This window comes from bacterium (assembly GCA_035308905.1).
Classification (GTDB): domain Bacteria; phylum Sysuimicrobiota; class Sysuimicrobiia; order Sysuimicrobiales; family Segetimicrobiaceae; genus DASSJF01.
In genome coordinates, this window is sequence record DATGFS010000022.1 from 46,080 (window position 1) to 70,820 (window position 24,741).

23 protein-coding genes are annotated in these 24,741 nt (G+C 69.6%); 17 read left to right on the top strand and 6 right to left on the bottom strand.

Annotated features, from left to right (window positions below):
- Positions 1–77: 77 nt before the first annotated feature.
- Positions 78–1,151, top strand: a complete 1,074-nt coding sequence (locus VKT83_05595; GenBank protein ID HLY21922.1) for a chromate resistance protein ChrB domain-containing protein — start codon at positions 78–80, stop codon at positions 1,149–1,151.
- Here VKT83_05595 and VKT83_05600 read toward each other — a convergent pair.
- The gene (locus tag VKT83_05600) at positions 1,066–2,490 is read right to left on the bottom strand and encodes a M20 family metallopeptidase (GenBank protein ID HLY21923.1); all 1,425 of its coding nucleotides are present in this window, start codon (positions 2,488–2,490) and stop codon (positions 1,066–1,068) included. The two genes, VKT83_05595 and VKT83_05600, sit on opposite strands and share 86 nt — an antisense overlap.
- Before the next feature lie 200 nt (positions 2,491–2,690).
- Between VKT83_05600 and VKT83_05605 the strand changes: the two genes are divergently transcribed.
- From VKT83_05605 to VKT83_05620, 4 genes are read left to right on the top strand one after another with little or no spacing between them, the layout of a single operon-like run.
- Positions 2,691–3,431 (top strand): CDP-diacylglycerol diphosphatase, encoded by a 741-nt coding sequence (locus VKT83_05605; GenBank protein HLY21924.1) that lies wholly within the window; start codon positions 2,691–2,693, stop codon positions 3,429–3,431.
- A 14-nt stretch (positions 3,432–3,445) separates the two neighbouring features.
- Positions 3,446–5,137 (top strand): FAD-dependent oxidoreductase, encoded by a 1,692-nt coding sequence (locus tag VKT83_05610; protein HLY21925.1) that lies wholly within the window; start codon positions 3,446–3,448, stop codon positions 5,135–5,137.
- 39 nt (positions 5,138–5,176) lie between these two features.
- The gene (locus VKT83_05615) at positions 5,177–6,298 is read left to right on the top strand and encodes a membrane dipeptidase (GenBank protein ID HLY21926.1); all 1,122 of its coding nucleotides are present in this window, start codon (positions 5,177–5,179) and stop codon (positions 6,296–6,298) included.
- Positions 6,299–6,315: 17 nt separating this feature from the next.
- On the top strand, positions 6,316–7,335 hold the full coding sequence (locus VKT83_05620) for a beta-propeller fold lactonase family protein (GenBank protein HLY21927.1): 1,020 nt from the start codon (positions 6,316–6,318) through the stop codon (positions 7,333–7,335).
- A gap of 92 nt (positions 7,336–7,427) precedes the next feature.
- On the opposite strand, the gene VKT83_05625 is transcribed toward VKT83_05620, so the two are convergent.
- Complete coding sequence (locus tag VKT83_05625) at positions 7,428–7,763, bottom strand: hypothetical protein (protein ID HLY21928.1); 336 nt, start codon at positions 7,761–7,763, stop codon at positions 7,428–7,430.
- A 179-nt stretch (positions 7,764–7,942) separates the two neighbouring features.
- Between VKT83_05625 and VKT83_05630 the strand changes: the two genes are divergently transcribed.
- Both VKT83_05630 and VKT83_05635 read left to right on the top strand, forming a co-directional pair.
- Positions 7,943–8,416 carry a VOC family protein gene (locus VKT83_05630; GenBank protein ID HLY21929.1) on the top strand — a complete coding sequence of 158 codons (474 nt, stop codon included), beginning with the start codon at positions 7,943–7,945 and terminating at the stop codon, positions 8,414–8,416.
- 79 nt (positions 8,417–8,495) lie between these two features.
- A complete protein-coding gene (locus VKT83_05635) occupies positions 8,496–10,181 on the top strand; it encodes a thiamine pyrophosphate-binding protein (GenBank protein HLY21930.1) in 1,686 nt (561 codons plus the stop codon).
- Here the strand turns inward: VKT83_05635 and VKT83_05640 are convergent.
- Positions 10,162–10,350 (bottom strand): hypothetical protein, encoded by a 189-nt coding sequence (locus VKT83_05640; protein HLY21931.1) that lies wholly within the window; start codon positions 10,348–10,350, stop codon positions 10,162–10,164. The genes VKT83_05635 and VKT83_05640 overlap by 20 nt on opposite strands.
- An 85-nt stretch (positions 10,351–10,435) precedes the next feature.
- Between VKT83_05640 and VKT83_05645 the strand changes: the two genes are divergently transcribed.
- Both VKT83_05645 and VKT83_05650 read left to right on the top strand, forming a co-directional pair.
- Positions 10,436–11,311, top strand: a complete 876-nt coding sequence (locus VKT83_05645) for an aldo/keto reductase (GenBank protein HLY21932.1) — start codon at positions 10,436–10,438, stop codon at positions 11,309–11,311.
- A 21-nt stretch (positions 11,312–11,332) separates the two neighbouring features.
- The gene (locus tag VKT83_05650) at positions 11,333–12,214 is read left to right on the top strand and encodes a serine hydrolase (protein HLY21933.1); all 882 of its coding nucleotides are present in this window, start codon (positions 11,333–11,335) and stop codon (positions 12,212–12,214) included.
- An 18-nt stretch (positions 12,215–12,232) separates the two neighbouring features.
- Here VKT83_05650 and VKT83_05655 read toward each other — a convergent pair whose 3' ends face one another.
- Positions 12,233–12,607: a spore germination protein GerW family protein gene (locus VKT83_05655; GenBank protein HLY21934.1), complete on the bottom strand. Its 375-nt coding sequence runs from the start codon at positions 12,605–12,607 to the stop codon at positions 12,233–12,235.
- A 157-nt stretch (positions 12,608–12,764) separates the two neighbouring features.
- Between VKT83_05655 and VKT83_05660 the strand changes: the two genes are divergently transcribed.
- The 3 genes from VKT83_05660 to VKT83_05670 all read left to right on the top strand — a co-directional run bounded on the left by VKT83_05660 (position 12,765) and on the right by VKT83_05670 (position 15,031).
- The gene (locus VKT83_05660) at positions 12,765–14,198 is read left to right on the top strand and encodes an FAD-binding oxidoreductase (GenBank protein HLY21935.1); all 1,434 of its coding nucleotides are present in this window, start codon (positions 12,765–12,767) and stop codon (positions 14,196–14,198) included.
- A gap of 90 nt (positions 14,199–14,288) precedes the next feature.
- The gene (locus VKT83_05665) at positions 14,289–14,585 is read left to right on the top strand and encodes a metalloregulator ArsR/SmtB family transcription factor (protein HLY21936.1); all 297 of its coding nucleotides are present in this window, start codon (positions 14,289–14,291) and stop codon (positions 14,583–14,585) included.
- Entirely contained in the window at positions 14,582–15,031 is a 450-nt protein-coding gene (locus tag VKT83_05670; protein HLY21937.1) for an SRPBCC domain-containing protein, read from the top strand. The genes VKT83_05665 and VKT83_05670 overlap by 4 nt, the downstream gene beginning before the upstream one ends.
- A gap of 46 nt (positions 15,032–15,077) precedes the next feature.
- Here VKT83_05670 and VKT83_05675 read toward each other — a convergent pair whose 3' ends face one another.
- The gene (locus tag VKT83_05675) at positions 15,078–16,028 is read right to left on the bottom strand and encodes a phosphodiester glycosidase family protein (GenBank protein ID HLY21938.1); all 951 of its coding nucleotides are present in this window, start codon (positions 16,026–16,028) and stop codon (positions 15,078–15,080) included.
- Positions 16,029–16,286: 258 nt separating this feature from the next.
- Positions 16,287–19,082, bottom strand: coding sequence for a SpoIIE family protein phosphatase (locus VKT83_05680; protein ID HLY21939.1), 2,796 nt, complete (start codon positions 19,080–19,082; stop codon positions 16,287–16,289).
- A gap of 261 nt (positions 19,083–19,343) precedes the next feature.
- On the opposite strand from VKT83_05680, the gene VKT83_05685 reads away from it, so the two are divergent.
- From VKT83_05685 to VKT83_05705, 5 genes are read left to right on the top strand one after another with little or no spacing between them, the layout of a single operon-like run.
- Positions 19,344–20,876, top strand: a complete 1,533-nt coding sequence (locus VKT83_05685; protein ID HLY21940.1) for an ABC transporter substrate-binding protein — start codon at positions 19,344–19,346, stop codon at positions 20,874–20,876.
- Positions 20,877–20,927: 51 nt separating this feature from the next.
- The gene (locus VKT83_05690) at positions 20,928–21,863 is read left to right on the top strand and encodes an ABC transporter permease (GenBank protein ID HLY21941.1); all 936 of its coding nucleotides are present in this window, start codon (positions 20,928–20,930) and stop codon (positions 21,861–21,863) included.
- Positions 21,864–21,873: 10 nt separating this feature from the next.
- Complete coding sequence (locus VKT83_05695; protein HLY21942.1) at positions 21,874–22,743, top strand: ABC transporter permease; 870 nt, start codon at positions 21,874–21,876, stop codon at positions 22,741–22,743.
- Complete coding sequence (locus tag VKT83_05700) at positions 22,740–23,723, top strand: ABC transporter ATP-binding protein (GenBank protein HLY21943.1); 984 nt, start codon at positions 22,740–22,742, stop codon at positions 23,721–23,723. The genes VKT83_05695 and VKT83_05700 overlap by 4 nt, the downstream gene beginning before the upstream one ends.
- Positions 23,713–24,720, top strand: a complete 1,008-nt coding sequence (locus VKT83_05705) for an oligopeptide/dipeptide ABC transporter ATP-binding protein (protein ID HLY21944.1) — start codon at positions 23,713–23,715, stop codon at positions 24,718–24,720. Before VKT83_05700 ends, VKT83_05705 begins: the two co-directional genes overlap by 11 nt.
- Positions 24,721–24,741: the final 21 nt, after the last annotated feature.

Consider the following 24,741-nt stretch of genomic DNA (forward strand, 5'->3'; position numbering starts at 1 on the left):
GTCTCGGGCCGGTCGATCTTGTTCTGGTAATATGTGTTGCAGATACTAGCAACATATGCTACGTTTGTCAACGTCAAATGGCGTGGATCGTTCTCTCCTACTCCCTCCCGTCCGCCGGGCGGTCGAGCCCGCGGGTCGCGGTATGGCGCCGCATGCGGGCCTTGGGCGCCGTATCTCCCAAGGGCGGCGTGCACGTCCTGCCCGCCCGCGACGAGTGCGTGGAGGCGTTCCAGTGGCTCGCTCAGGAGGTCGAGCAGGCGAAAGGAGAAGCGCTGCTCATGCGCGTCGAGCGGTTCCAGGGACTGAGCGATACCCAGCTGATCGCGCTATTCCAGGAGGCGCGGAAGCAAGACTATGCTGCGCTCGACGCCCGGGCCGCGGCTTTGGAGAAAACCCTCGCCGGCTCGCGCAAACGCGATCCCAGGGATGCCGCCCAGGCGCGGGAGCTGCTGGCCAAACTCAGGCGGGAGCACGGGGAGATCGCGCGGACCGACTTCTTCGACTCTCCGGCGGGAGCGCAGGCCGGCTCACGGCTGGCCGCGCTCGAGGAGAAGCTCTCGCCCGCGCGGCCGGATGAGCCGCCCGTGGCGCCCGCGGCGCTCTCAGCCTACCGGAACAGACATTGGGTGACGCGGCCCAGCCCGCACGTCGACCGGCTGGCGTGTGCCTGGCTGATCCGGCGCTTCATCAATCCCCGCGCCGTGATCCACTATTCCGAGGCGCCGCTCGCCGACGAAGTCGCCTTTGACATGAGCCGGGGCCCGTTTAGCCACCACGGGAATCTCTGCACGTTTGAGACGATGGTCAGAGCCTTCGGGCTGAACGATCCCGCGGTGGACGCGATCGCGGAGATCGTGCACGAGATCGACCTGCGCGACGGCCGGTATGTCCGCCCCGAGGTGCCGGGGATCGACGCGGTCCTCCGCGGCTGGACGTCGCGCGCAGACGCCGAGCGCGAAGCGCATGGGGTCGCCCTGTTCGACGGGCTCTACGCGGCGCTCACCCACACGGGCTCTCGGAGGGACGCCGGAGAGCGCCGCGGGCCGGCCATGGGTCCGATCACCGCTACCGCGGCTCCCCGCGCAGCGGTGGGGGCACTACCTCGTCCGGAATCGGGCACACGTAACCGTCGCCGCCGACCCGCTCCCTAAGCTCGGCTTTGGCGCGCCACAGCAGCTCCGGGTCGCGGATCGCGTCCAGCGCCGTGGCCGCCATCACCTTCGCGGCGTGGACCATGCCCTTGTGGGCGGCCGGCGTCATGCCCTGCGCCACGAGCTGCCAGGAGTGGCCCGGCGTCCCGACCGCAAAACAGGCGCCCCACATCTGCACCGTCGGGACGATCCAGCTGACGTCGCCGACGTCGGTCGAGCCGCCGATGAGGCGCGGCGTGGGGTCGAGCGGCACCGGCGCGCCGTACAGCACGGCGGACGCGGCTTCCGGCGTTCCATACATCTCGATGCTGTGCGCGACGTCGTCCGGGGTCAGCGTCTCCCGGATCTGCTCGGCAAAGGCGGCGTCCCGCGCGTCGAACGGCACCGGCCCGATGCGGGTCAGGTTCGCGTGCATCGCTTCCGCCAGCGTCATGTTGGGAACGATGTTGGAGCAGGCCTTGTCGATCTCGAATTCGACGGCCGTCTCCGTCATCAAGGCCGCGCCGTCGCCGATCTTGCGCACGCGGTCGAACAGCTTCCGGGCCTGGCCGACTTCCGGCGCGCGAATCAGGTACAGCACCTCGGCCCGCGGCTGTACGACGTTCGGCGACACGCCGCCCGCGTCGGTGATCGAGTAGTGGACGCGCGCGCTGGACGGCATGTGCTCGCGCAGAAAGTTCACGCCGATGTTCATCAGTTCCACGGCGTCGAGCGCGCTGCGTCCGAGGTGCGGCGCTCCGGCGGCGTGGGAGGCGCGCCCGGTGAACCGCCAGTACACCTGGAAGTTGGCCAGTGAGCTCCGCGACATCACGCCGGCGAAGCACCCGGGATGCCAGGAGACCGCGGCATCCAGGTCGTCGAAGGCGCCGGCGCGCGCCATGAACGTCTTGCCGGAGCCGCCTTCCTCCGCCGGACAGCCGTAAAAGCGGACCGTGCCCTTGACGCCGGTGGCCATCAAGTAGTTCCGCAGCGCGACCGCGGCGAGCGCCGCCCCCGCGCCGAGCAGGTTGTGGCCGCAGCCGTGGCCGACCGCGCCGGGCGACGGCGTCCGGGGCTGCGCCACCCCGGCGTCCTGGCTCAGCCCGGCCAACCCGTCGTATTCGCCGAGGAATCCGATCACCGGACCGCCCGCGCCCGACTCCGCGACAAAGGCGGTATCCATGCCGGCGAGGGTGCGGGTCACGCGAAAGCCCTCTTCCTCCAAGGCGGCGGCGTGCGCGGCGGCAGACTGATGCTCTTTGAATCGAATCTCGGCGAGCCGCCAGATTTCGTCCGCCAGCGCAACAAACGTATCGCGCTTGGCGTCTACCTGCCGGACGATCTCCTCGACCTTGACCACAGCGGCCTCTCCCCTCTCGGACTCAGGGCGCCTGCCCCTTCGGCGGCGCGGTGGCCGATTTCCTCGACCGAACGGCCGCGCCGGCACTGCTGCGAGCCGCGGATCGCGCGAGGAGTGCCGCTCCATCCCGCGAAAATGGCAGGACCATGGTATGCGGCGCCATCGCGAGGTTCCGGTCTCGAACGGCCGCGGCCGCATTGGTGGTTTGCGCCGGCATCGGTCTAATCGTCGCCGCGACGGCATTCGCGGATCCCAACGCGCTGTGGACGATCGTGCACACCAAGTGCGTCCCGAACGAGCAGCAGCAGGGCAACCCCGCGCCGTGCCGGCTCGTGGACCTGAGCCGCGGAGAACAGCACGGCTACGTGGTGCTGAAGGACTTGGTCGGCGCGACCCAGTTTCTGCTCATCCCGACCGCGCGCGTCATCGGCATCGAGAGCCCCGCGCTTCTTGCGCCGGGTGCGCCCAACTACTTCGCCTATGCATGGCGGTCACGCACGTATGTCGACGGCGCGCTGCGCAAGGCGCTGCCCCGCGACGACGTCTCGCTGGCCATCAATTCGGTCTCCGGCCGGTCGCAGAATCAGCTTCACATCCATATCGACTGCGTCCGCGGTGATATCCACGCTGCTCTCAAACAATGGGAGGCGTCGATCGGCGGCCGCTGGGCGCCCCTCGGTGCTCCGCTCGCCGGGCACGCGTACCTGGCCATGAAGGTGGCTGGCGCGGACCTCGACCACGTCAACCCCTTCACGCTGCTGGCCGACGGCGTGGCGGGCGCCCGGCAGGACATGGGACACCACACGCTCGTCGTCGTGGGGGCGACCTTCTCCGGCGGTCTCCCCGGGTTCATTATTCTTGACGACCACACGAATCCAACCGCGGGAGACGATGCGAGCGGCGAAGAGCTTCAGGATCACGCCTGCGGCATCGCCAAGTAACCGGGACAACCGGCATGACCGGCGCGCGACAAGATTGGGACCGGGAGGCCGACGTCGTGGTCGTGGGGTCCGGCGCGGCGGGCCTGTCCGCCGCCCTCGCCGCCGCGGCTGGAGGCGCCCGCGCGCTCGTGCTCGAGAAAGCGCCCGTGCTCGGCGGGACGACCGCCATGTCGGGGGCCGGCACGTGGATCCCGGCGAACCGACATATGCTCGCCGCGGGTCTGGCGGACTCGGAAGACGAGGTCCTCATGTATCTCCGCGCCGTCGCCCCGGAGGGCTGGCGAGACGTGGAAGAGTCCCTCTGGCGGGCGTTCGCCGGGGCCGCAGCCGAGGTGCTCACCTTTATCGAAACCCATACGCCGCTCGAATTCGAGCTCGTGCATCATCCCGATCCGTACGCGGAGGCGCCGGGAGGCAGGGCGCACGGCCGGATGCTCTCGCCTCGGCCGATCAGCCGCAACATCCTCGGGCCGTGGCGCGACCGCATTCGGCCGTTTACGGTGGGGCAACTCTTCACGTACCGCGAGATGGTGGTGGGACCCGTATTGTCCCGGCCCGTTGGGACGCTGCTACGGATGGCGCCGACGCTCATGTACCGGTGGCTCACCCGCCGCGTCGGCATGGGGAACGCGCTGGTGACCGGACTCGTCAAAGGCTGCCTCGATCACGGTGTCGAGATCATCGCCGAGGCCCGCGCGCACCGCCTGGTGACGGACGGCGGTGAGGGCCCGTGGGAGCGTGTCGCCGGGGTCGAGGCGGTCCGCCGCGGCCGGCCGCTCACCGTGAAGGCGAGCCGGGGCGTTGTGCTGGCCACGGGCGGGTTCGAATGGGACCCGGACCTCCGGGCGCGCTACTTCCCCGGGGAGGTCGGCCTGATCGGCAGCCCGCGGACGAACACGGGCGACGGCCAGCGGATGGCGGTGGCGGCGGGCGCCAAACTCGACCGGATGGACCAGGCGCTCATCTACTGCGTCCTGCCGATCAGGTACGAGGGCCACCGGCACGCGGTCCCAATCACCGACGTCTACGCACCGCACTGCATCCTCGTGGACCGCGCGGGCCGGCGCTTCTTAAATGAAGGCAGACCCAATCTCGGTGTGGTCATCGACGAGCGGGACCCGGCTACCGGGCTGCCGGTCCATCTGCCGGCGTGGCGAATCTTCGACACGCAATTCGCGCGAAAGAATCCGACGGTCATGCTGCTCGGCCGGATGGATCGCGGATGGCTCCGCAAGGCCCGGAGCGTGGCGGAGCTCGCAGGCACGATTAACTGCAATCCGGACGTGCTCACGGAGACGGTCGAGCGATTCAACCGGTTCGCCCGCACCGGCCGGGACGAAGACTTCCACCGCGGCGAGACCGCCTGGGAGAAATTCAACGCGCCGGACCCCGGTCCGGAAACGGGCGGGAACGGCGCGCTCGGCACGATCAGGATCCCGCCGTTCTACGCCGCGCCGTACGACCGTGCCATCCTGGCCACCAAAGGCGGCCCGCGCACCAACGAGCGCGGGCAAGTTCTCCGCGAGGACGGCAGCGTCATCGAAGGCCTCTACTGCGCGGGCGTGGCCATGGCCAACCCGATCGGGTCGAAAGCGGTCGGCGCCGGCAGTACGATCGGACCCTGCCTGACCTGGGGCTACATCTGCGGCCGCGATCTGGCGCGGGGACGCGCTGCGCCGAAAGGCGCGGCCGCCTCGACCGCGTAGACTGACGTACGCACCTTGGGCGGAAGGGGATGAAGATCCATGCTCATCGTCGACAGCCACCTGGACCTGGCGCTTAACGCGCTCCAGGGCAATCGCGACCTGCTGGAGTCGGCGTACACGGTCCGCGTGCTGGAGCGGTCGATGCGGGGCCCGGGACGCGCGCAGGGCACGGTCGGGTTCCCGGAGATGCGCCGCGGCAGGGTCGCGCTGTGCATTACCACCGTACTCGCGCGCTCCACCGGCCGCCCGGAGCCGCATATCGACTACCCGACGCCCGCGCAGGCGCACGGAATCGCGAAGGGCCACCTCGCCTACTACCACGCCCTGGAGCGCCAGGGACACCTCCGCATCGTGCGCGACGCGGCGCAGCTCGACGCGCACATGGCCGAATGGCGCGACTGGGACACCCGGCGTCCCGGCGACGAAGACGGCGCGACTCCGCCGCTCGGCGCGGTCATCACGATGGAGAGTGCGGACCCGGTCCTCGAGCCGGCGACGCTCGGCGAGTGGTGGAACGGCGGCCTCCGCCTTCTCGGCCCGGCGCACTTCGGCCCGGGCAGGTACGCGGGCGGCACGGGCTGCGAAGACGGATTGACCGATCTCGGCCCCGCGCTGCTGGCCGAGATGGCGCGCCTCGGGATCGCGCTCGACGTCTCGCACTTCTCGGACCGCGCGTTCTGGGAGGCGCTTTCGAAGTATGACGGCCCGGTGCACGCAAGCCACAACAACTGCCGGGCGCTCAACCCCCACCAGCGGCAGCTCACCGATGAGCAGATCCGCGCCGTCGTCGAGCGCGGCGGGGTCATCGGCATCGTCCCCGGCTGCTGGCAGCTCAAGCCCGGTTGGCGGAACGGCGACAGCAACGAGGGCGTGAGCCTCGCGGACGTCGTGCCGCACATCGACCGCATCTGCGAGATCGCGGGGAACGCGCGCCACGCCGGTATCGGCAGCGACCTGGACGGTGGGGTGGGCCGCGAAGGGTTCGCGCACGACCTGGACACCATCGCGGATCTGCAGAAAATCGCGGGCCTGCTCGCCGGCCGTGGGTACAGCGCCGATGACGTCGCGGCGATCATGCACGGCAACTGGTGCGGATTCCTCCGGCGCGCGTGGACCCCGTCTTCGCGGGGCGGTGCTGCCGGCGCGGCGGAACGCCGCTAGCCCGGACGGAAGCAGAGATGCCCACGGTTGTGTACGTCGCCAATGCCGACAGCCGCGAAATCTTTGTCGCGCACCTCGACAACGCGACCGGCGCGGTGGACGTGATTCAGCGGGCGCCGGTCCCGGGCGTGGTCATGCCGCTCGCGATCAGTCCGGACCGGCGGTTCCTCTACGCCTGCCTCCGTTCGGAACCGTTCTCGGCCGCGACCCTCAGGATCGATCCGGCGACCGGCGCGCTGAGTCTGCTCGCGACCGCACCGCTGCCGGACAACATGGCGTATCTGGCCGTCGACCGGACGGGGCGGTTCCTCTTCGGCGCGTCGTACTCGGGCGATAAAATCTCGGTCAACCCCATCGGCCGCGACGGGTTGGTGGGGGCCGCGCCGCTGCAGATCCTCGCGACGGACCGGCACCCCCACTCGATCATGACCGACCCGTCGAACAGCCACCTCTTCGTCCCGTGCCTCGGCGGTGACGTGATTTTGCAGTACACGTTCGACTCCACGACGGGACGCCTCACGCCCAGCGCACCGCGCGCCGCGGAGGCAGCACCGAAGGCCGGACCGCGCCATCTTGTGTTCCATCCGAATCGCCGGTTCGCGTACTGCACGAACGAGCTCGACGCGACGGTGGCAGCCTACCGCCTCGATGAAGCGGCGGGGACGCTCGGGCCGATCGGCGCATGGAGCCTGCTGCCGTCCGGCCATCGGGGCGGCGCGCCCTTCGCGGCCGCGGATATTCACATAACGCCGGACGGCCGCCGTCTCTATGCCTCCGAGCGGGCGTCGAACACCCTCTCTGGTTTCAGGATCGCCGCCGAAACCGGCGCGCTCGCGCCGGCGGGCAACGTTCCGACCGAGGACAAGCCGCGGGGCTTCAACGTCGATCCGCGGGGACGGTATCTCCTCGCGGTGGGGCAGGCATCGAACCAGATGACGTGCTACGCGATCGATCCGGACACCGGCGCCCTTGCGCCACGGCACCGCTACCCGATGGGCGAGAATCCCAACTGGGTTGAGATCCTCGATCTCCCCTAACGCTATCGCGCGTGGTATAGAGCGAGGGTGCGGCAGGGTCGCCGCACCCTCGCGATGGCGTAATTTAGACTCTACCGCGTCGCCGCGCGGCGCTACGGTCCGTAGTAGTAGTAATACGGACGCGAATAGTAAATGGTGTTGTCGGGCGGGTAGTAGTAGTTGTTGTAGGGATAGCCGTAGTACACCGGCGCCGCCGGAGCCGGACTATACACCGTCGCCGGCGGGTTCGTGCACGACATATACGACAACACCCCGAGCGAGACCGTCGAGCAGGACGTCTGGTACACCGGGGCCGGCGGATACGTGTAGTAATAGACAACCTGGGCCTGAGCGGGAAGCCCGCTCATTGCGATGAAAGCCGCCGCGATGAGCGCCAATGCCGCGCCGCGTACAATCACGTGCTTGGGATATCGAGTGCCAGCCACCATGATGGAGTCACCTCCTCTAGTGGTTTTTGGTGGCCTTCAACGATATTTTTTACCCCGGCGAAACTCGAGGGTATCTCGCGCACATTCATAGCGCATTCATAATTGAGGGCGCGGCGGTGTCGATTCCCCGCGCCGCCGAACGACTATTCGTCGACACAAATCGTGTGGAGGGAGTTGAGATGCAGAAGATCACGCCGTTCCTGTGGTTCGACGATCAGGCCGAAGAGGCCGCGCGCTTTTATACGTCCGTCTTCAAGAACTCGAAACTGGGAAACGTCAGCCGCTACGGAGACGCGGGGCCCGGACCGAAGGGACGGGTGATGGTGGCGCAATTTCAGCTCGAGGGACAGGACTTCTTGGCGCTGAACGGCGGTCCGCAGTTCAAATTCACGGAAGCCGTCTCGTTCGTCGTGAACTGTGAGACCCAGGACGAAGTCGATTACTTTTGGGAGAAGCTGTCCGAGGGCGGCCGCACCAGCCAGTGCGGGTGGCTGAAAGACAAGTTCGGACTGTCCTGGCAGATCGTGCCCACGGCAATAGGCAGCCTGCTCGGAGGCAAGGATCCGGCGAAGTCGCAGCGGGCCATGCAGGCCATGCTGCAGATGAGCAAAATCGATATCGCGGCCCTGCAGCGGGCATACGATCAGGGCTAGACTTCGCGTCCGCCCAGGGGCGTCGCTCGCCGGGAGTGAATCCCTCATCGACCGCGTCGGGCTCGGGAGGACAGACGACATGACCCTGCGGGGAGCGCACCTCGCGCTCCGTTGCCTCAAACTCGAAGGCGTCCGGCGGCTGTTCACGATCGTCGGCGATACCATTCTGCCGCTCTGCGACGCCGCGGTGGACGAAGGGTTGGAGCTCGTGGACACGCGCCATGAGGCGGCGGCGCTGCATATGGCGGACGCGTGGACGAGGGTGACCGGCGAGCCGGCAGTGGCGCTCGTGACCGGCGGCCCCGGCTTCGCCAACGCGATCTCGGCGCTGCCCCCGATCCATGCCAGCGAGAGTCCGGTCATTCTCCTGGCCGGGTGCGGGGAACTCGCCGAGCGCGGGATGTACGGGTTCCAGGAGATCGATCAGGTCGGGCTCGCCGCGCCCGCGACCAAGGGCTCCTGGATGGTGCTGGACCGGCGCCGCATCCCCGACATGGTCGCGACCGCGTTCCGCACCGCGCTCGAGGGGCACCGGGGGCCGGTGCATCTCACGATCCCGATCGACATCCAGGAAGAGCCGATCACCGACGCGGACCTGCCGAAATACTCGCCACGGGAATACCGTCACGCCGGCCGCGCCCAGGGCGACCCGGCCCTCGTTGGGGACGCGGTCGCGATCCTGCGCGGCGCGGAGCGGCCGGTCGTCATCGCCGCGAACGCCGCGCGGCCGTCCGTCTCGCGGCGGAGCCTTACCGAGTTCATCGAAGAGACGGGCCTGCCGTGCTTCACCGTCGACCAGGCGCGCGGCCTCCTCTCGGACGATCACCCGCTGTGCTTCGGCTACGCGGATCCGGCCCTCAACGAGGCCGCGAGGCATTTCCGCGAAGCGGACGCCGTTCTGCTGCTGGGCAAGCGCCTCGACCACCGGTACCGCTACGGGATGCCCCCGTTCTTTCATCCGGCCGCCAAGCTGATTCAGGCCGATCCCTCGCCCGCGGAGATCGGGCGGAACCGCGGCGTGCACGTGGGGATCGCCGGCGATCTCGGCGCGATCGTGGAGCAGATGACCGCCGCCGCGGCCGGAGGACGGTGGAACAGCGCCGCGGCTTGGCGGCAGCAGCTCGCGAAGACGCGGGACGCCCAGCGCCGCCGCTTCGAAGCGCTCGGCACGGACGAGGCGCCGCTTCACGCGATGAGGGTGCTGCGCGACGTCGACGCGGTCACGAACGACAACACCGTGCTCGTCGTCGACGGCGGTGACTTCGCGGGGTGGGGCCGCAGCTACCTCAAAGCCCGGAACCCCGGCGGGTGGCTGCGGCTCGGGCCGCTCGGACAATTGGGCTGCGGCATCCCCTACGCGATCGCGGCGAAGCTCGCGCGGCCGGAGGCGGACGTCCTGCTCCTCATTGGCGACGGATCGTTCGGATTCTACGGCATCGAGTACGACACGGCGGTCCGGCACGGGGCGGCCTTCACCGCGGTGATGGGCCACGACGCCCTGTGGGGGATCGACCGTAACTTTCAGCTGGCGTATTACGGCCGGGCGGTCGGGACGGAGCTGCGGCCGGCGCGCTACGACAAGATGGTGGATGCGTTAGGCGGGTATGGCGAGCACGTTGAGGAAGCGGCCGGCGTCGCGCCGGCGATCCGGCGGGCCCGCGAGTCGGGAAAGGCCTCGCTCGTGAGCGTGGCCATCCGCAACACGCCGTGCCCGCTCGCCGACGCGATGATGGCCCGGAAAGGCGCTAGGCCTTCGGCGCGATAAACTCGAACGACCGCCGCTGCTCCCGCTTGGAAAGCTTCCGGGTGTCCGGCATGGACGGGTCCCACGGAAACGGGCCCGCGGGCACGCGCTTGCGGGTCGCCCAGACCAATTCCATCTTGGTCGGCTTCGCGGTGCGGGCGCTGCCGGTTTGTCGCTGATCTCGTCTCATCTCATCATCCCTTTCCGCTGTTCGGAGGGTGGCTTCTCAGTGTAGCACAGGGTTCAGAACGCTGCGGCCGAAAGGGAGAAACGAGATGCCCGACCCCGTTCCCCCCGTTCCGACCGCGGCGGCCGCCGGCACGACCGTCCTCGGCGGCGATCTGCGCGTCGCGCGGCTCGGTTTCGGCGCGCTTCGCATCCTCGGACGCGGAGGTCTGGGACCGCCGCGTGACCGCGCCCGCGCCCTCGGCGTCCTACGGCGGGCGGTCGATCTCGGGATTACGCTCATCGACACCGCGGATTCGTACGGCCCGGGCGTCTCCGAAGAATTGATCGCCGAGGCGCTGCACCCGTATCCGGCGGGGCTCGTCATCGCGACGAAAGCGGGGTTCATCCGTCCGGGAGGGGCGTGGGTGGCGAGGGGCCGGCCCGCGCACCTGCGCGAGGCGCTGGAGGGCAGCCTCCGCCGCCTGCGGCTCGAGCGCATCGACCTCTATCAACTGCACACGGTGGACCCCAAGGTGCCGATCGAAGAGTCGGTCGGGACGCTCGCGGAGATGCAGGCGCAGGGCAAGATCCGGCACATCGGGGTCTCCAACGTCTCGGTCGAGGAACTGCGCCGGGCGCAGGCCGTCGCCCGCATCGTCTCCGTGCAGAACGAGTACAGCCTCGCCGAACGGGAATCCGACGACGTCGTCGACGTGTGCGCGCGCGAGGGGCTGGCCTTTCTGCCCTGGGCCCCACTGGCCGCCGCGCGGCGCGGTGGCAAGACGCTCGCGGCGAACCTCGCGAAGGTCGCGTTGAAACGGGCGGCCACCCCGGCGCAGGTGGCGCTCGCGTGGCTCTTGCGCCGCTCGCCCGCGGTGCTCCCGATCCCGGGCACCGGGTCGCCGGAGCATTTGGAGGAGAACGTGGCCGCGGCGGGGCTGCGGCTCAGCGACGAGGAATACGAGACCCTGGCCCGACTCTAGGCGAAGGCGGTGGTGTCCGGCATGATCACGGCGCGCGGCCAACTCGCGGCCTCGCTCGACGAGCTGTGCGCGGCGCAGCCGTTCGAGACCGGCTGGTATTTCAAGGATCTGCGCGGCGGCGCGTCGGCGAACCGGCGGGGCGACGTGGTGGTACCGTCGGCGAGCACGCGCAAAATCTCGATACTGATGGCGGCGCTGCGGGACGTCCACGCCGGGCGCCTCGCGCTCGATCAGCGGATTGCGATCGAATCACGGTACCAGATCAGCGACAGCGGCTGCCTGCAGCACTTCCGCCCCGGCTCGACGCTCACGCTCCACGACTTTCTCGTCATGATGATCATCGTGAGCGACAACGTGTGCACCGGCACGATCGCCGACCTGGTCGGCCTCGACCGGATCAACGAGCTCTGCCGCTCGATCGGCATGGCCGGCACGACCCACCGCGCCGGCATCCCCACCGAAGACTACCCGCTGATGCCGCCCGGCCAGGTCCCGCCGCACGACGTGGGCCGCCTGAACGCGACCACCCCGGCGGACGTCGGGCATCTGCTCGAGGCCATCCTGCGCGGCACGGAGGACGAGGCCGCCGCGGACCGTCTCGGTTCCACGCCGGCGCTCTGCCGGTACGCGATCGATATCCTGAGCTGGCAGAATCTGATCGCCCGCCTGCCCGCGCTGCTGCCGACCGGGACCAAGGTGGCGCACAAGACCGGCACCGGGGGCAACGCCGTGTGCGACTGCGGCATCATCTTCCAGAACGACCGGCCGCTGTTCGTCCTGACCGTCTACACCTATCCCGTGCCGCGCGTGCTGGCGAACGGCGAACCGGGCAAGGCCGTCGCGACCGCGCACATCGCGCGGCTGAGCCGGACGTGTTGGGACGCTCTGGCCGCACCATCGTAACGTAGTCACCGCACCCCGTCACCGTGCCTTGCAGCGGCGCACGGTGTACGTGACCCAGAAGACGTTCCATGCGACCAGCATCATGCCGGCGACCGCCAGCCGCGCCACGTCGACGATGGGCTTCACCTTCGTCCCGTCGGGGCCGACCTCGAGCACCGCCACGGGCCTCACCGACACCCGTCCGCCGCCGCCCCCGCCCGCGCCGCTGGGGCCGGACTTTTCCCCGCCGCCGTCTTTCGCATCGCCGCGCCCGCCGCCGAACCCGAAGCCGAACGACACCTTCGCCACGGGAATGATCGTGCGGCCAGCGACCTGATACGGCTCGCCGAACACCGTCTTCACCGTGGCCCGCTCGTGGATCTCGCCGAACCGGTTCAGGATCTCCTCGAACATGATGGGCCTCCTCGGCGGCGCCGCGCGCCGCTCGCTTCCATAGTACGCCTCGAAACCGCGGCGCGAACGTCGCGGCGTTCCGAGCAGGTCAACGCAAGAAATATTCCGAACCGATCGAGGCACGTTTCGCATCAACGCACATACCGGAGGGTCCTGAATGACAGACAGGTCCGAGAGCAGTGGCGGCACCGTGGACGAGGCCGCGGTCCGGGAGTTGAGAGGACAGCTCGCCGGCGACGTCATCGTCCCGGACGACGACGGCTACGACGCCGCCCGCGCGGTGTGGAACGGGTACATCGACAGGCGGCCCCGCGTCGTCGTCCGGTGCCGGGGGGTCGCCGACGTTCTTGCCGCCGTCCGGTTTGCCCGGGCGCAGACCTTGCTAACGGCCGTTCGCGGCGGAGGGCACAACGTCGCCGGCTTCGGTACATGCGATGGAGGAATCGTGATCGACCTGGCTCCCATGAAGGGGGTGCGGGTGGACCCGGAGGCGCGGACGGCACGCGCGCAGCCGGGGCTTACCTGGGGCGAGTTCGACCGCGAAACGCAGGCCTTCGGCCTCGCGACGACCGGCGGGCTCGTGACCACAACCGGGATCGCGGGATTCACGCTCGGCGGCGGCATCGGATGGCTCATGCGAAAACACGGTCTCACCATCGACAATCTGATCTCCGCCGACGTCGTGACCGCGGACGGCCGGCTCGTGACCGCGAACGCCGCGAGCCATCCCGATCTCCTTTGGGCCCTGCGGGGCGGCGGCGGGAACTTCGGCATCGTGACCTCGTTCGAATACCGGCTCCATCCGGTGGGCCCCATCGTGGTGGGCGGCGCCGTCTTCCATCCGGCCGAGAAGGCCCGCGAGGTGCTGCGCTTCTACAACCGGTGGGTCGCCACGCTGCCGGACGAAATGACGTCCATGGCGGCGTTCATCACCGCCCCGCCCCTGCCGTTCATCCCGCAGTCGCTGCACGGAACGCCGATGCTCGCGGTCGCCGTGTGCTATGCGGGGCCCGTGGAGGACGGACAGCGGGTGGCGCAGCCGCTCGTCTCGTTCGGGCCGCCCGCGGTGGCGCACGTCGGGCCGGTGCCGTATACCATCCTCCAGGGCATGTTCGACGCCAGCGCGCCGCGCGGGATCCATTCGTACTGGAAGACGCACTATGTGGCGGACCTCTCGGACGCCGCGATCGACGCGCTGACCGCGGAGACCGCGAAGATGCGTCCGCTGTCGCCGTTTACGACGCTCCACATCCACCATCTCGAGGGCGCGGTGAGCCGCGTGAATCCCGATGCGACCGCTTTCCGGCACCGCGCACCGCGCTACGCGATGAACGTCGTCGGTCTATGGACCGCCGCCGAACCGGCGGAGCCGCACATCGCGTGGGTGCGCCGGACGTTTGACGCCGTGCAGCCGTTTGCCACGGGCGCCCCGTACCTCAACTTTCTCGGCGACGAGGGGGCCGATCGTGTGCGCGCGGCGTACGGGTCCGAGACCTACGATCGGCTGGCGAAGATCAAGGAACGGTACGATCCGGCGAACTTCTTCCGGGTGAACCAGAACATCCGGCCCGCGGCGCCGGCGCGCGCGTAAGCAGCCCAGGAAGTTCTTGACACCGGGCCGTCCGCGGCCTATCTTATTGGTAACCGAATGGTTACCAATCAGCGGACCCCTCGTGATGTCGTGTTTCGGGCGCTGGCCGACCCGACCCGCCGGAGAATCCTCGGCCTCCTGCGCGGCGGCCGCCGGACGGTCGGGGAGCTCGCGGGGCATTTTCGGACGAGCCGGCCTGCGATCTCGAAGCACCTGCGGGTGCTGCGCTCCGCGGGCCTGGTGGTCACCCGCCGGGACGGTACCGCGCGGATCTGTCAGTTGAACGCCGCACCGCTGCGCACGGTCGGCGCGTGGCTCCAGGACTATCAGGCGTTCTGGGGCGAGAGGCTCCGCAATCTCAAGCAGTACGTGGAGGAGACGCGATGAGTGCAACGCGGGCAGACGACACCATCGTCGAGGAAATCACGATCAAGGCGCCGGCGGACCGGATCTTCGAGGCGCTGACCAACCCCGAGGAATGCATGAAATGGTGGGGGTACAAAGGGCAGTTTGAAACGACGCACATAGAGTCCGACCTCCGCCCCGGCGGCCGGCGGGTGATGCGCGGCACCGGCATGGGCGGGCGGCCGTTCACCGTCACCGGCGTGTACCGCGAGATCGAGCGACCGCGCCTCCTCGTCTTCACGTGGCGTCCCGACTGGCAGGGAGACGACACCGAGAGCGTGGTGCGCTGGGATCTGGAAGAAAAGGCCGGGGTCACGACGGTTCGTGTGACCCACTCGGGGCTTGCGACCGAGAGCTCGCGCACCAGTCATCGCGGCTGGCCGAACATCCTCACCTGGCTGCGGTCGCACGTCGAACGCGCGGGGTAGCACACATGAAGGCAGCGAGAGAACCATCCGTAAGAGGCCGCGGCGGCTACGGCGCCGTCACGGGCCACAGCACGAGCGCGTTCGCGATCTCCCGGCCGGGTCGCACGAGGTAGTTGCCGGCGCAGATGAGACTGCTCGAGGCGTTGTCGTCGAGATTCATCGCGTCCCACGCGCCGAGGCGCCGCGCTGCCTCGGCGGCCTCCGGGATCGTGGCGCCGCTCACGACGGCGAGCAGGACCTGCCGGTCCGACGTGTAGCCGATCAGCGAACGCGTGCCGCGGTATGCGGTAATTTTGGGATCGTGGAAGCCCTCGGCCACGGCGTCGGAAACGACGGCGCCGTGGTCGACCAGCCTCGGCCCGGCGCCCAGGCTGAAGCGGGTGCGAAGCGGCTCGCCGTCCTGCACGGCGCGGTAGTCGATGCGCTGCCCGATCCGGAACTTCCAGCCGAGGACGCCCACCTCCCGGCCCATCAGCGCCAGCACGAAGCCGTCCTCGGGAATGGGGGCGTCGCGGTACTGCTCGATCGAGACCACCCAGCCGCGGTGGGCCGTGATCGCAAGATCGGCCCGGAACCCGAGGCTCGGACCGCGGTCCCGTGTATAGATGAAGGCGCCGGTCGCGGCCGTCGGGGTTTGGTTGAGATTGTAGGCGTACCAGTTGTCCGGGTAACTCTCGCGGCCGTCGAGGGAGCCTCGGATCTGCAGGCGGTCACGGGCCATCCGCATGCCGCCGTTGTCGAAGACGTCGAGCCGGGTGCCGAAGTCGCCGAGGTGCAGGAGCCGCCCGTTGACGACGAGCGTGCCGTAGGGCTCACGCGTCTCGCCGGCGTACGCGGCGAAGAAGGTTCCGTTGATGGCGCAGGCCGCGCCGGACGACTGCGCGATCGAGGCGAGCCACGCGTTGTCGCCGACGCGGCTGCCGGCGAGCGCCACGCCGAGGCGGTAGCGCGACAACGGCGCGTGGACCACGATCGCGGGCAGCGCCCGGCCGCCCACGCTGACGGACGTGCGATCGTAAGGCGCGGGGAGCGCGGGCGCGGCGCCCGGCAGGACGGCGACGATCGCAATTGTCAGCGCAACGGCGGCGCCTCGCGCGTGCGGCGCGAGGCGCCCGAAGATAGTAACGTGGTCAGGCCGGCGCGAGCCGGCACGTTCCCTCCGAATTGTGCGCTCCCCCCGTTCCCTTACTGCCTGATGCTTGTTATGCCCGCCTGGGCCTGATGTCGGCCCCCGGCGGCCGGTCCGAGGACTCGCTCAGGACTCTCTGACGCGCGCCGCCGTGATCGCGTCCGCCAGCGAGTCGAACACCGGCAGCGCGGAGGCGATGTCCATCGCCGCGAGCACCGGACGCATCGGCGCCTCCGGGCCGACGACCAGCAGCAGCATGCACCGCATCGTCGCCAGCCGCTGTCCCGTCTGCAGCAGCGCCCGCAGGCCCTGGCTGTCGAAGTAACGCACCGGCGTCAGCGACAGCACCACCGCGCCGCGCCGGGCCTGCCCGCAGGCGTCCTGGACCATCGCCTTGAAGCGGCCGACGTTGTCGAGATCTACGTCGCCGGAGAGCTCGACCACCGGCACGCCGTCCACGACGCGCGTCCTCCAGTTCTGCCAATCCCCGGCCGCCCGGCCGGACCGGGACGCGCTTCCTACACGACGCACGATCGGCGCCGAGGGTTCCTTGGGAAGGGCCTGCGTGGGCGCGGACTCCGCGCCGGGCGCGCCCGTCGTTTTGGTCGGCAGCGGGATGGCGAACGTGACCGTCGTGCCCGCCGGCGTCGTGACGATGTCCACTTCTTCGGCGAGCGCACGGATCAGATCGAGGCCGCGCCCGCCCGTGTTGTGGGCCCGCTCCGGCCGCCACCTGCCGCGGTCGTGGATCTCGACACGCAGCATGCCCTCCTGCGGCGCGGCGCGCAGCACCACCGTGCCCGGCACGGCGCCGTAGGCATGCTCGATCGCGTTGTTGACGGCCTCGCCGGACGCGATCATCAGCGCGGAGACGGTTTCTTCGTCGAGCTGGAGCCCCCGGCTCATCTGCCGCAGCGCGTGCCGCATCAACCGGAGGCTCGACGGCAGGGCCGGCAGCATAATGTCGAGCCGGTCCACCGGATGCGGGTCCACCGCGAGAATCACGATCGCGATGTCGTCGGGCGCCGTTTGGCCCACCATGCGCGAGAGGATCGTGCGGGCCGCGTCGGGTGAGCGCTCCTGGGCCTCGCGCGCGACCGCGTCGAGCAGCGCCGCCTGCCCGTAGGCCGGATCGCGCGTCGACTCGATCAACCCGTCGGTGTGCAGCACGAGCAGCGACCCCGGCGGCAGCTCGACCGCCCAGGAAGGCGCGGCCGGCGCGTCCAGGAAGCCCAGCGGGAGGCCGCCGGACGGCAGGAGGCGGACGCCGAGCGCATTCGCCACGATCGGCGCGGGGTGTCCCGCCGTCGCGTACGCGAACCCGCCGGTCACGGGATCGAAGATCCCGAAGATCGCCGTGGTCATGCCCTCGTGCCCGTGGCTGAGCCGGATCACCTGGCTCGCGATCGCGAGGACTTCGGCCGGCAGATGCCCCTCCAGGGCCGCGGCCCGGACGGCCTGACGCACCTGGCCCATCACGACCGCGGCCTCGAGGCCGCGGCCCACCACGTCGCCGATCGCCAGCGCGACTCGCCCGTCGGGGAGCCGGAAGACATCGTACCAATCGCCGCCGATGCTCGGTTCCTGCGCGCTCGGCACGTAGACCGCGCGCAGCCGAAGCCCGGGGACTTCGGGCATCCCCGCCGGCAGCAGCGCGCGCTGAAGCGTCCCCGCGGTTTGGTGCTCGTGGGCGTAGAGGCGTGCGCGCTCGAACGCCTGCGCGCACTGCCTGCCGAGCGTGAGCAGAAAATCCGCTTCGTCGCCGTCGAGCCGGCGCGGCGGGGCGAAGTGCAGCGAGAGCGCGCCCGCTACCGTGGTTTCAAGCGTGAGCGGCACCACGGCGCCGGCGCCCTCCCGGATCCCGTCCGGCAGCCCGTCGCGATCGCCCCGATGGCCCTCCGTCTCCACGCCCACGTCGTGCCACATCACCGCGCCGGTCTTCACCGCCTGGTCGAGATGCCGATCCTGCCCCGGCGCGACGCGCCGCCACCGCTCCACGAACTCGTCCCCATACCCCATCGTCGCGATCAGATCAAAGGTTCCATCCTGGGTCGTCAGCCACAGCGCGGCGGCCGCCGCGCCCAACCCCGCGGTCGCGCGCTCCACGACGGCGTGGGCGACCTGGCTCGGTGTCACGGCGCCCGAGAGCGCGGCCGTCACGTCGACGAGCAGCTGCTGGCGCTGTTCGAGACGCAGCCGGCTGGAAATATCACGCGCAATCGTGGACGCGGCGATGATGCGCCCGGCGCCGTCTCGAATGGGCGAGATCGTCAGCGCCACGTCCACGCGGCTGCCGTCCTTCCGCACCCGGACGGTCTCGAAGCGCGAGATCGTCTCGCCCCGGCGCAGGCGCGCCATGATCGTCGGAATCTCATCGGGCCGCTCCGGCGGCACAAGCGTCGCCACCGGCCGCCCGACGATCTCTTCCGCGGTGTATCCGTACAGCCGCTCCGCGCCGAGATTCCAGGAGAGAATGACGGCGTCCATGCTCTTGCTGAAGATCGCGTCGTCGGACGATTCGACGATGGCCGCGAGATGCGCGGTCGCATACTCGATCCTTCGGCGCTGCTGCTCCCATTCGCGCGCGCGCGCAAAGCCTTCCGCCGCGCCGAACGCGGTGATGGCAAACAGCGCCAGCGTCGGCAGGGTCGCCGTGACCGCGGGCCATGAGTCCGTCGCCGGCAGCAGGTAGGCCCAGACTGCGACGGTGGCCAGCAGCGCGGTCCACAGACCGATGCCGCGGCCTGCCCGGTAGGCAAGCGCGGCGATCAGCGGGATGAACAGGAACAGACCGGGCGCCACGATCGCCTGTGAGCGCACCGAGACGGACCGCAGCGCGATGCCGATGAGCGTGACGGCGGCCACCAGCGCGGCCGCGAGCGCCATCTCGACCGACATGAGGCCGGGCCGGCGCGGAGGCACCGGTGCTACGACCCCACCCGGAGGCCGGCCGGGGCGACCGTTTTCGACCGAGGATTGTGACGCCACGGATGTACCCGATATCTACCCGACTTCGGGGGGCGGCCAACGTCTGCGGGCAGGCCTCGCGGCGGATCCGCGCGGCGCCGGAGGGCGAGGAACTGCCCGGCGGGACGCCGAACCGTGGCGTACCGGGCACAGCAGGACCTGTTCCGCTGTGCCCGCCGCGCCACATTTCGGCACAGGAGGCGGATGCCCGTGCGCATGCTTCGCGTGACGGCCGCAGCGGCGGCCGCGATCGGTCTCGTGTTCGGCTTGTTCCCGGCAATCTCACCGACCGGCGCGGCCGGGTTCAAGACGGTGATCAGCTTCGGCGTCAACCGCGCGGCCGACGACCTCGACCCCGTCACCCAGGACGCCAACCCGAACATCTGGGCGTACATGCAGATCTATCAGCAACTGTTGCGGGTGAACGCCGCGGGTGACGGGTTCGTGCCGGATCTCGCGACGAGCTGGAAGGTCTCCGCCGACGGGAAGATCTGGACGTTCAAGCTGCGGCCGGACGCGGTGTTTTCCACCGGTGAGCCCGTGACGTCGGCCGACGTCGTGTGGACGTTCCAGCGGGCGCACGATCTCGACGGCCCGTGGCAGTGGGCGCTCGAACCGATGCAGGCGATCACGGCGTTGGACGCCCACACCGTGGCCATCACGCTGAAGGAGCCGTTCGCGCCGTTCCTCTCCGACGTGTCGCTCTTCTCCAACAGCATCGGCTCGGTCAAGGCGTTCAAGTCGGCGTCCCACGAGGAGATCTCGAACCACCCGATCGGCTCCGGCCCCTACATGCTGGTCGACTGGAAGAAGGGCGAGCAACTGACAATGCGGGCCAACCCGCACTACTACACGCGGGGCCTGCCGCGGACGCCCGAGCTGCGGATCATCTACATTCCCGACGACAACACGCGCACCATCGCCCTGCAGTCCGGGCGCGTGGACGGCATCGACTACCCGCCGTTCTCGCTGCTCTCGGCGCTGCGCGGCGATCCGCGGATCGAGGTCCAGCTCAATCCGTCGACCGCGGTCCAGCACGTTCTGCTGAACGTGTCGAAGGCGCCGCTCAACAACGTCAAATTGCGGCAGGCGCTCTCGTACGCCACCGACCGCGCCGGCATCGTGAAGGCCGTCCTGTACGGAAACGGCACGCCGGCGACGTCGTTCCTGCCGATCACGACGCCGTTCTTCGACAAAGGGCTGAAAGCGTACACCCTGGACCTCAACAAAGCGCAGGCGCTGCTCCGGGAGGCCGGCGTCGGCAGTTCGGTCACCCTGCACGCGATGGTCCAGTCCGGCAACGCGGACGCGCAGACTGCGACGACACTGCTCAAGGCGATGTGGTCCAAGATCGGCGTCAACTTGGAGATCGAGCCGCTCGACCGCGCCGCGGCAACGCAGCGCATGCGCAACCTCGACTATCAAGTGTACGTCGGCGGATGGACGAACGACGTGCCCGACCCGTCCGAACTGGCGGCGTACGAGTTCGACTACGTCACCGCCAAGTCGTACCACACCGGCTATCAGTCGGCCGCGATGACCGCGCTGATCAAACAGGGCGAGCGGGAACTGGACACGGCGAAGCGGCGCCAGATCTACTATAAGATGCAGGAACTGGCGATCGCCGACGCGCCGCTGATTTGGCTCTACTACGCGCCGTACACGGACGCCCTCAATAAGAACATGAGGGGCTTCGTCCAGCTGGCCACGGGCCCGTGGATCTTCACCAACGTGAGCGTGACACAATAGCGGGCCGGCGCCACACCGGACTCTAGGCACCCGGCGTCCCGGAAGCGGCACATGATGCGCTACGCACTCGGGCGGATCGGCCAGATGGTGCCGATCGCGCTGCTCGTCACCGTGCTGATCTTTCTGCTGATCAAGCTGGTGCCGGGCGACCCCGCCTCCGCGATCCTCGGCGACCGAGCTACCGACGCGTCGGTGACGGCGCTGCGGCATCAGTGGGGTCTCGACCGGCCAATCTGGCAGCAGTATGCGATCTACATGCGGAATCTCGCGACCGGCAACCTCGGCCAGTCGCTGCGCTACCAGACGCCGGTGATGTCCATGCTGCCGCGGCGGACGGGCGTCACATTCTTTCTGATCGTCTACAGCCTGATCTTGTCGGTGCTGATCGCGGTGCCGCTGGCACTCCTGGCCGCGCTCTACCGCAACCGCTGGCCGGACCAGGTGATCCGCGCCTTCATGGCGGTGCCGCTCGCCTCGCCGGCGTTCTGGATCGGGATCCTGCTGCTGATCGTCTTCTCGTTGAAGCTGCGGTGGCTGCCCGCCGAAGGCTACGGCGAGGGATTTGCGGACAACCTGCAGCACCTCTTCCTGCCGGCGCTGACCCTGTCCTACGCGTTTGCGTCCGTTCTGAACCGGAATTTAAGGTCCTCGCTGATCGATGTGCTCACGACGACGTACGTGGATTTTGCGCGGGCGAAAGGCCTGCGCGGCCGGGCCGTCCTCTTCGGCCACGTGCTGCGCGCCGCGATGCTTCCGATCGTCACGCTCGTCGGCGTCCGCATGTCCTACGCGATCGGCGGCTCGGTCGTGATCGAGATCGTCTTCGCCATCCCGGGGCTCGGCTCGTGGATGGTGGATTCGATTCTGTCGCGCGACTACGTCGTCGTGCAGACGCTGACGCTGATGTTCGCGCTCGGCACGATGCTGATCAACCTGACCACCGATCTCGTGTACCCGCTGTTCGATCCGCGGGTCCGCGTGGGGTGAGGACGGGCGTGTGAGCGCGGATGCGGGGACGACCGCGGCCGTCGGGACCCTCGCCGGGGCCCGCCCGGGACGCATCCGGCTGCCGCTGGGGATCGTCATCGGGGGGATTATGCTGCTCGCGCTCACCGGCGCGACCGTGCTGGCGCCGGTGCTGCTCCCGATCGACCCCAACGCGCAGGACCTCAACGCGATGCTGCGGCCGCCGTCGGCCGCCCACCCCTTCGGGACCGACAACTACGGCCGGGACGTGCTGACGCGCGTCCTCTACGGGGCCGGCATCGATCTCCGGATCGGCGTGCTCGCGGTCGTCTTTCCGTTCATCTTCGGCTCGCTGGCCGGCGCTTTCGCCGGCTATACCGGCGGGTGGCCCGACATCGTGATCATGCGCGCCGTCGACGTGATCACGGCGGTTCCGTTCACGGTGCTCGTCATCGCCATCGTCGCGTTTCTCGGGCCGGGAGAAACGAACATCCTCATCGCGATCGGCGCCGTCGGGTGGATCGTCTTCGCCCGGCTCGTCCGCGGGGAGGTGCTGCGCGAAAAAAACCTCGAGTACGTCGCCGCGCTGCGCGCGTTCGGCTTCGGCCGGTCGCGCATCGTCTTCCGGCACATTCTGCCCAACGCCATCGCGCCCGCGGTCACCTACCTCGCCTCCGACATCGTGCTCGTGATTCTCACCGCGGCCTCGCTCGGCTTCCTCGGGCTCGGGGTGCGGCCGCCCGCGCCGGAGTGGGGCCTCATGATCGCGGAGGGCCGGACGTTCATGTACACAGCGTGGTGGGTCGCGACGATCCCAGGCTTCGCCTGCATGTTCGCCGGGATCGCCTTCATCCTCGTGGGCGACGGCCTCTCCGATCTGCTGCGCGTTCGCGGCCAGTGACCGAACCCGCCCTCGCGGTCGAAGACCTCCGGCTCGAGATCCCCACCCGCCGCGGCATCGTCCACGCGGTGCGCGGCGTCAGCTTCTCCGTACAGCCGGGCGAGACGTTCGCCCTCGTCGGCGAATCGGGATCCGGCAAGACCATGACGTGCCGCGCGATCGTGAAATTGCTCCACCCGCCGGCGCGGATCACCGGCGGCGCGGTCCGGTTCGAGGGCCGCGATCTGCTCCGCCTCTCCGAGCGCGAGCTCGAGGCCGTCCGCGGACGCGGCATCGCGATGGTGTTCCAGGATCCGATGACGGCGCTCAACCCCGTGCTCACGATCGAGCGGCAGATCGGCGAAGCGCTGACCGGCGGACCGGCGGACCGGAGCGAGCGGCGCCGGCGGATCGTCAACCTGCTGCGCCAGGTCGGCATCCCGGACGCGGAGCGCCGGCTGCGCGCGTATCCCCACCAGCTGTCGGGCGGCCAGCGGCAGCGCGTGATGCTGGCCGTGGTGCTCGCGCGGCGCCCCGTCGTCCTGCTCGCGGACGAGCCGACGACCGCGCTCGACGTCACGATCCAGGCGCAGATTCTGCGGCTGCTTGCCTCGCTGCAGCAGCAGTTGGGTATGGCGCTCATTCTCGTGACGCACGACCTCGGCGTGGTCCGCCAGGTGGTGCATCGCGTGGCCGTGATGTACGCGGGCCAGATCGTGGAGACGGCGCCCACCGCGGAGCTGTTCGCGCACCCGCGCCACCCGTACACCGCCGGCCTCATCGCGTCCGTGCCGAGCATGAATCGGGACCGGCCGCTGGTTCCGATTTCCGGCGCGCCGCCGGATCTCGTGGGGCTCGGGGAAGGGTGCGCCTTCGCGCCGCGCTGCCCGCTCGCCGCCGCGGAGTGCCGGCGCGGCGAGATCCCGCTGCGCGAGGTCGGCCCGGGGCGCCTCAGCCGGTGCCTGAAAGCGGAGATGGTGGGAGCGGCCGTTGCCGTCTGAGCCTCTGCTGCGCGTCCGCGACCTCGTCAAGCACTTCCCCCTGCCCCGGTCCGTGCTCGACGTCGTGGCCGGGCGGCCGCTCGAAGCGGTACGCGCCGTCGACGGGGTGTCCTTCGACGTCGCGCGGGGGACCACGCTGGGACTGGTCGGCGAGTCCGGCTGCGGCAAGAGCACGCTCGGGCGCTGCCTGCTTCGCCTCTACCAGCCGGACAGCGGCGCCGTGTGGTATGGCGACGTCGACCTCACCCGTCTCGACGAGCATGGGCTCGCGCCGTTCCGGCGCCGGATGCAGGTGGTGCTGCAGGACCCCTATTCGTCGCTCGACCCGCGGCAGACCGTGGGCAGCGCGCTCACCGAAGTCCTGACCGTACACGGGGTCGGCACGCCGGCGGACCGCCCGTCCCGCGTGGCCGCGCTGCTGGCGCTCGTGGGTCTCGGCGCGGCCGACGCCCACAAATATCCCGGGGAGTTCTCCGGCGGCCAGCGGCAGCGCGTCAGCATCGCGCGCGCGCTCGCGGTCGGCCCGGAACTGCTGGTTGCCGACGAGCCCGTCTCCGCGCTCGACGTGTCGATCCAGGCGCAGATCCTGGCCCTGCTGCTCGACCTGCGCACAACCCTCGGCCTGACGATGATCTTCATCTCCCACGATCTGCGCGTGGTGCGGTATCTCAGCGATCAGGTCGCCGTCATGTACCTCGGCAAGATCGTCGAACAGGCGCCGGCGAGCGCGCTGTTCGCCCGGCCGCTGCATCCGTACACGCTCGCGCTGCTGTCGGCGATCCCGGAGGTGGAAGCGCCGTCCCGCCAGACCATCGAGATCGAGGGGGAGCCGCCGAGCGCCGTGCATGTGCCGGAGGGATGCCGGTTTCATCCGCGCTGCCCGTGGCGGACGGAGCGCTGCCTGCACGAGGCGCCGGTGCTGCGCGCGCTCGAGTCGGGCCACCTGGTCGCCTGCCACGAGGCAGAACGTCACGCGGAGGCCGCGCCGACAGCCTAGGACTTGCAGGCCTGTGCTACA

What these genes read in the sequence shown, in the direction of transcription:
- VKT83_05670 (HLY21937.1), top strand. Translation starts at nt 14,582, where the DNA reads ATGAGTGCAACGCGGGCAGACGACACCATCGTCGAGGAAATCACGATC.
- VKT83_05595 (HLY21922.1), top strand. Translation starts at nt 78, where the DNA reads ATGGCGTGGATCGTTCTCTCCTACTCCCTCCCGTCCGCCGGGCGGTCG.
- VKT83_05655 (HLY21934.1), bottom strand. Translation starts at nt 12,607, where the DNA reads ATGTTCGAGGAGATCCTGAACCGGTTCGGCGAGATCCACGAGCGGGCC.
- VKT83_05645 (HLY21932.1), top strand. Translation starts at nt 10,436, where the DNA reads ATGCCCGACCCCGTTCCCCCCGTTCCGACCGCGGCGGCCGCCGGCACG.
- VKT83_05685 (HLY21940.1), top strand. Translation starts at nt 19,344, where the DNA reads ATGCTTCGCGTGACGGCCGCAGCGGCGGCCGCGATCGGTCTCGTGTTC.
- VKT83_05630 (HLY21929.1), top strand. Translation starts at nt 7,943, where the DNA reads ATGCAGAAGATCACGCCGTTCCTGTGGTTCGACGATCAGGCCGAAGAG.
- VKT83_05650 (HLY21933.1), top strand. Translation starts at nt 11,333, where the DNA reads ATGATCACGGCGCGCGGCCAACTCGCGGCCTCGCTCGACGAGCTGTGC.
- VKT83_05625 (HLY21928.1), bottom strand. Translation starts at nt 7,763, where the DNA reads ATGGTGGCTGGCACTCGATATCCCAAGCACGTGATTGTACGCGGCGCG.
- VKT83_05610 (HLY21925.1), top strand. Translation starts at nt 3,446, where the DNA reads ATGACCGGCGCGCGACAAGATTGGGACCGGGAGGCCGACGTCGTGGTC.
- VKT83_05635 (HLY21930.1), top strand. Translation starts at nt 8,496, where the DNA reads ATGACCCTGCGGGGAGCGCACCTCGCGCTCCGTTGCCTCAAACTCGAA.
- VKT83_05620 (HLY21927.1), top strand. Translation starts at nt 6,316, where the DNA reads ATGCCCACGGTTGTGTACGTCGCCAATGCCGACAGCCGCGAAATCTTT.
- VKT83_05615 (HLY21926.1), top strand. Translation starts at nt 5,177, where the DNA reads ATGCTCATCGTCGACAGCCACCTGGACCTGGCGCTTAACGCGCTCCAG.
- VKT83_05690 (HLY21941.1), top strand. Translation starts at nt 20,928, where the DNA reads ATGATGCGCTACGCACTCGGGCGGATCGGCCAGATGGTGCCGATCGCG.
- VKT83_05660 (HLY21935.1), top strand. Translation starts at nt 12,765, where the DNA reads ATGACAGACAGGTCCGAGAGCAGTGGCGGCACCGTGGACGAGGCCGCG.
- VKT83_05640 (HLY21931.1), bottom strand. Translation starts at nt 10,350, where the DNA reads ATGAGACGAGATCAGCGACAAACCGGCAGCGCCCGCACCGCGAAGCCG.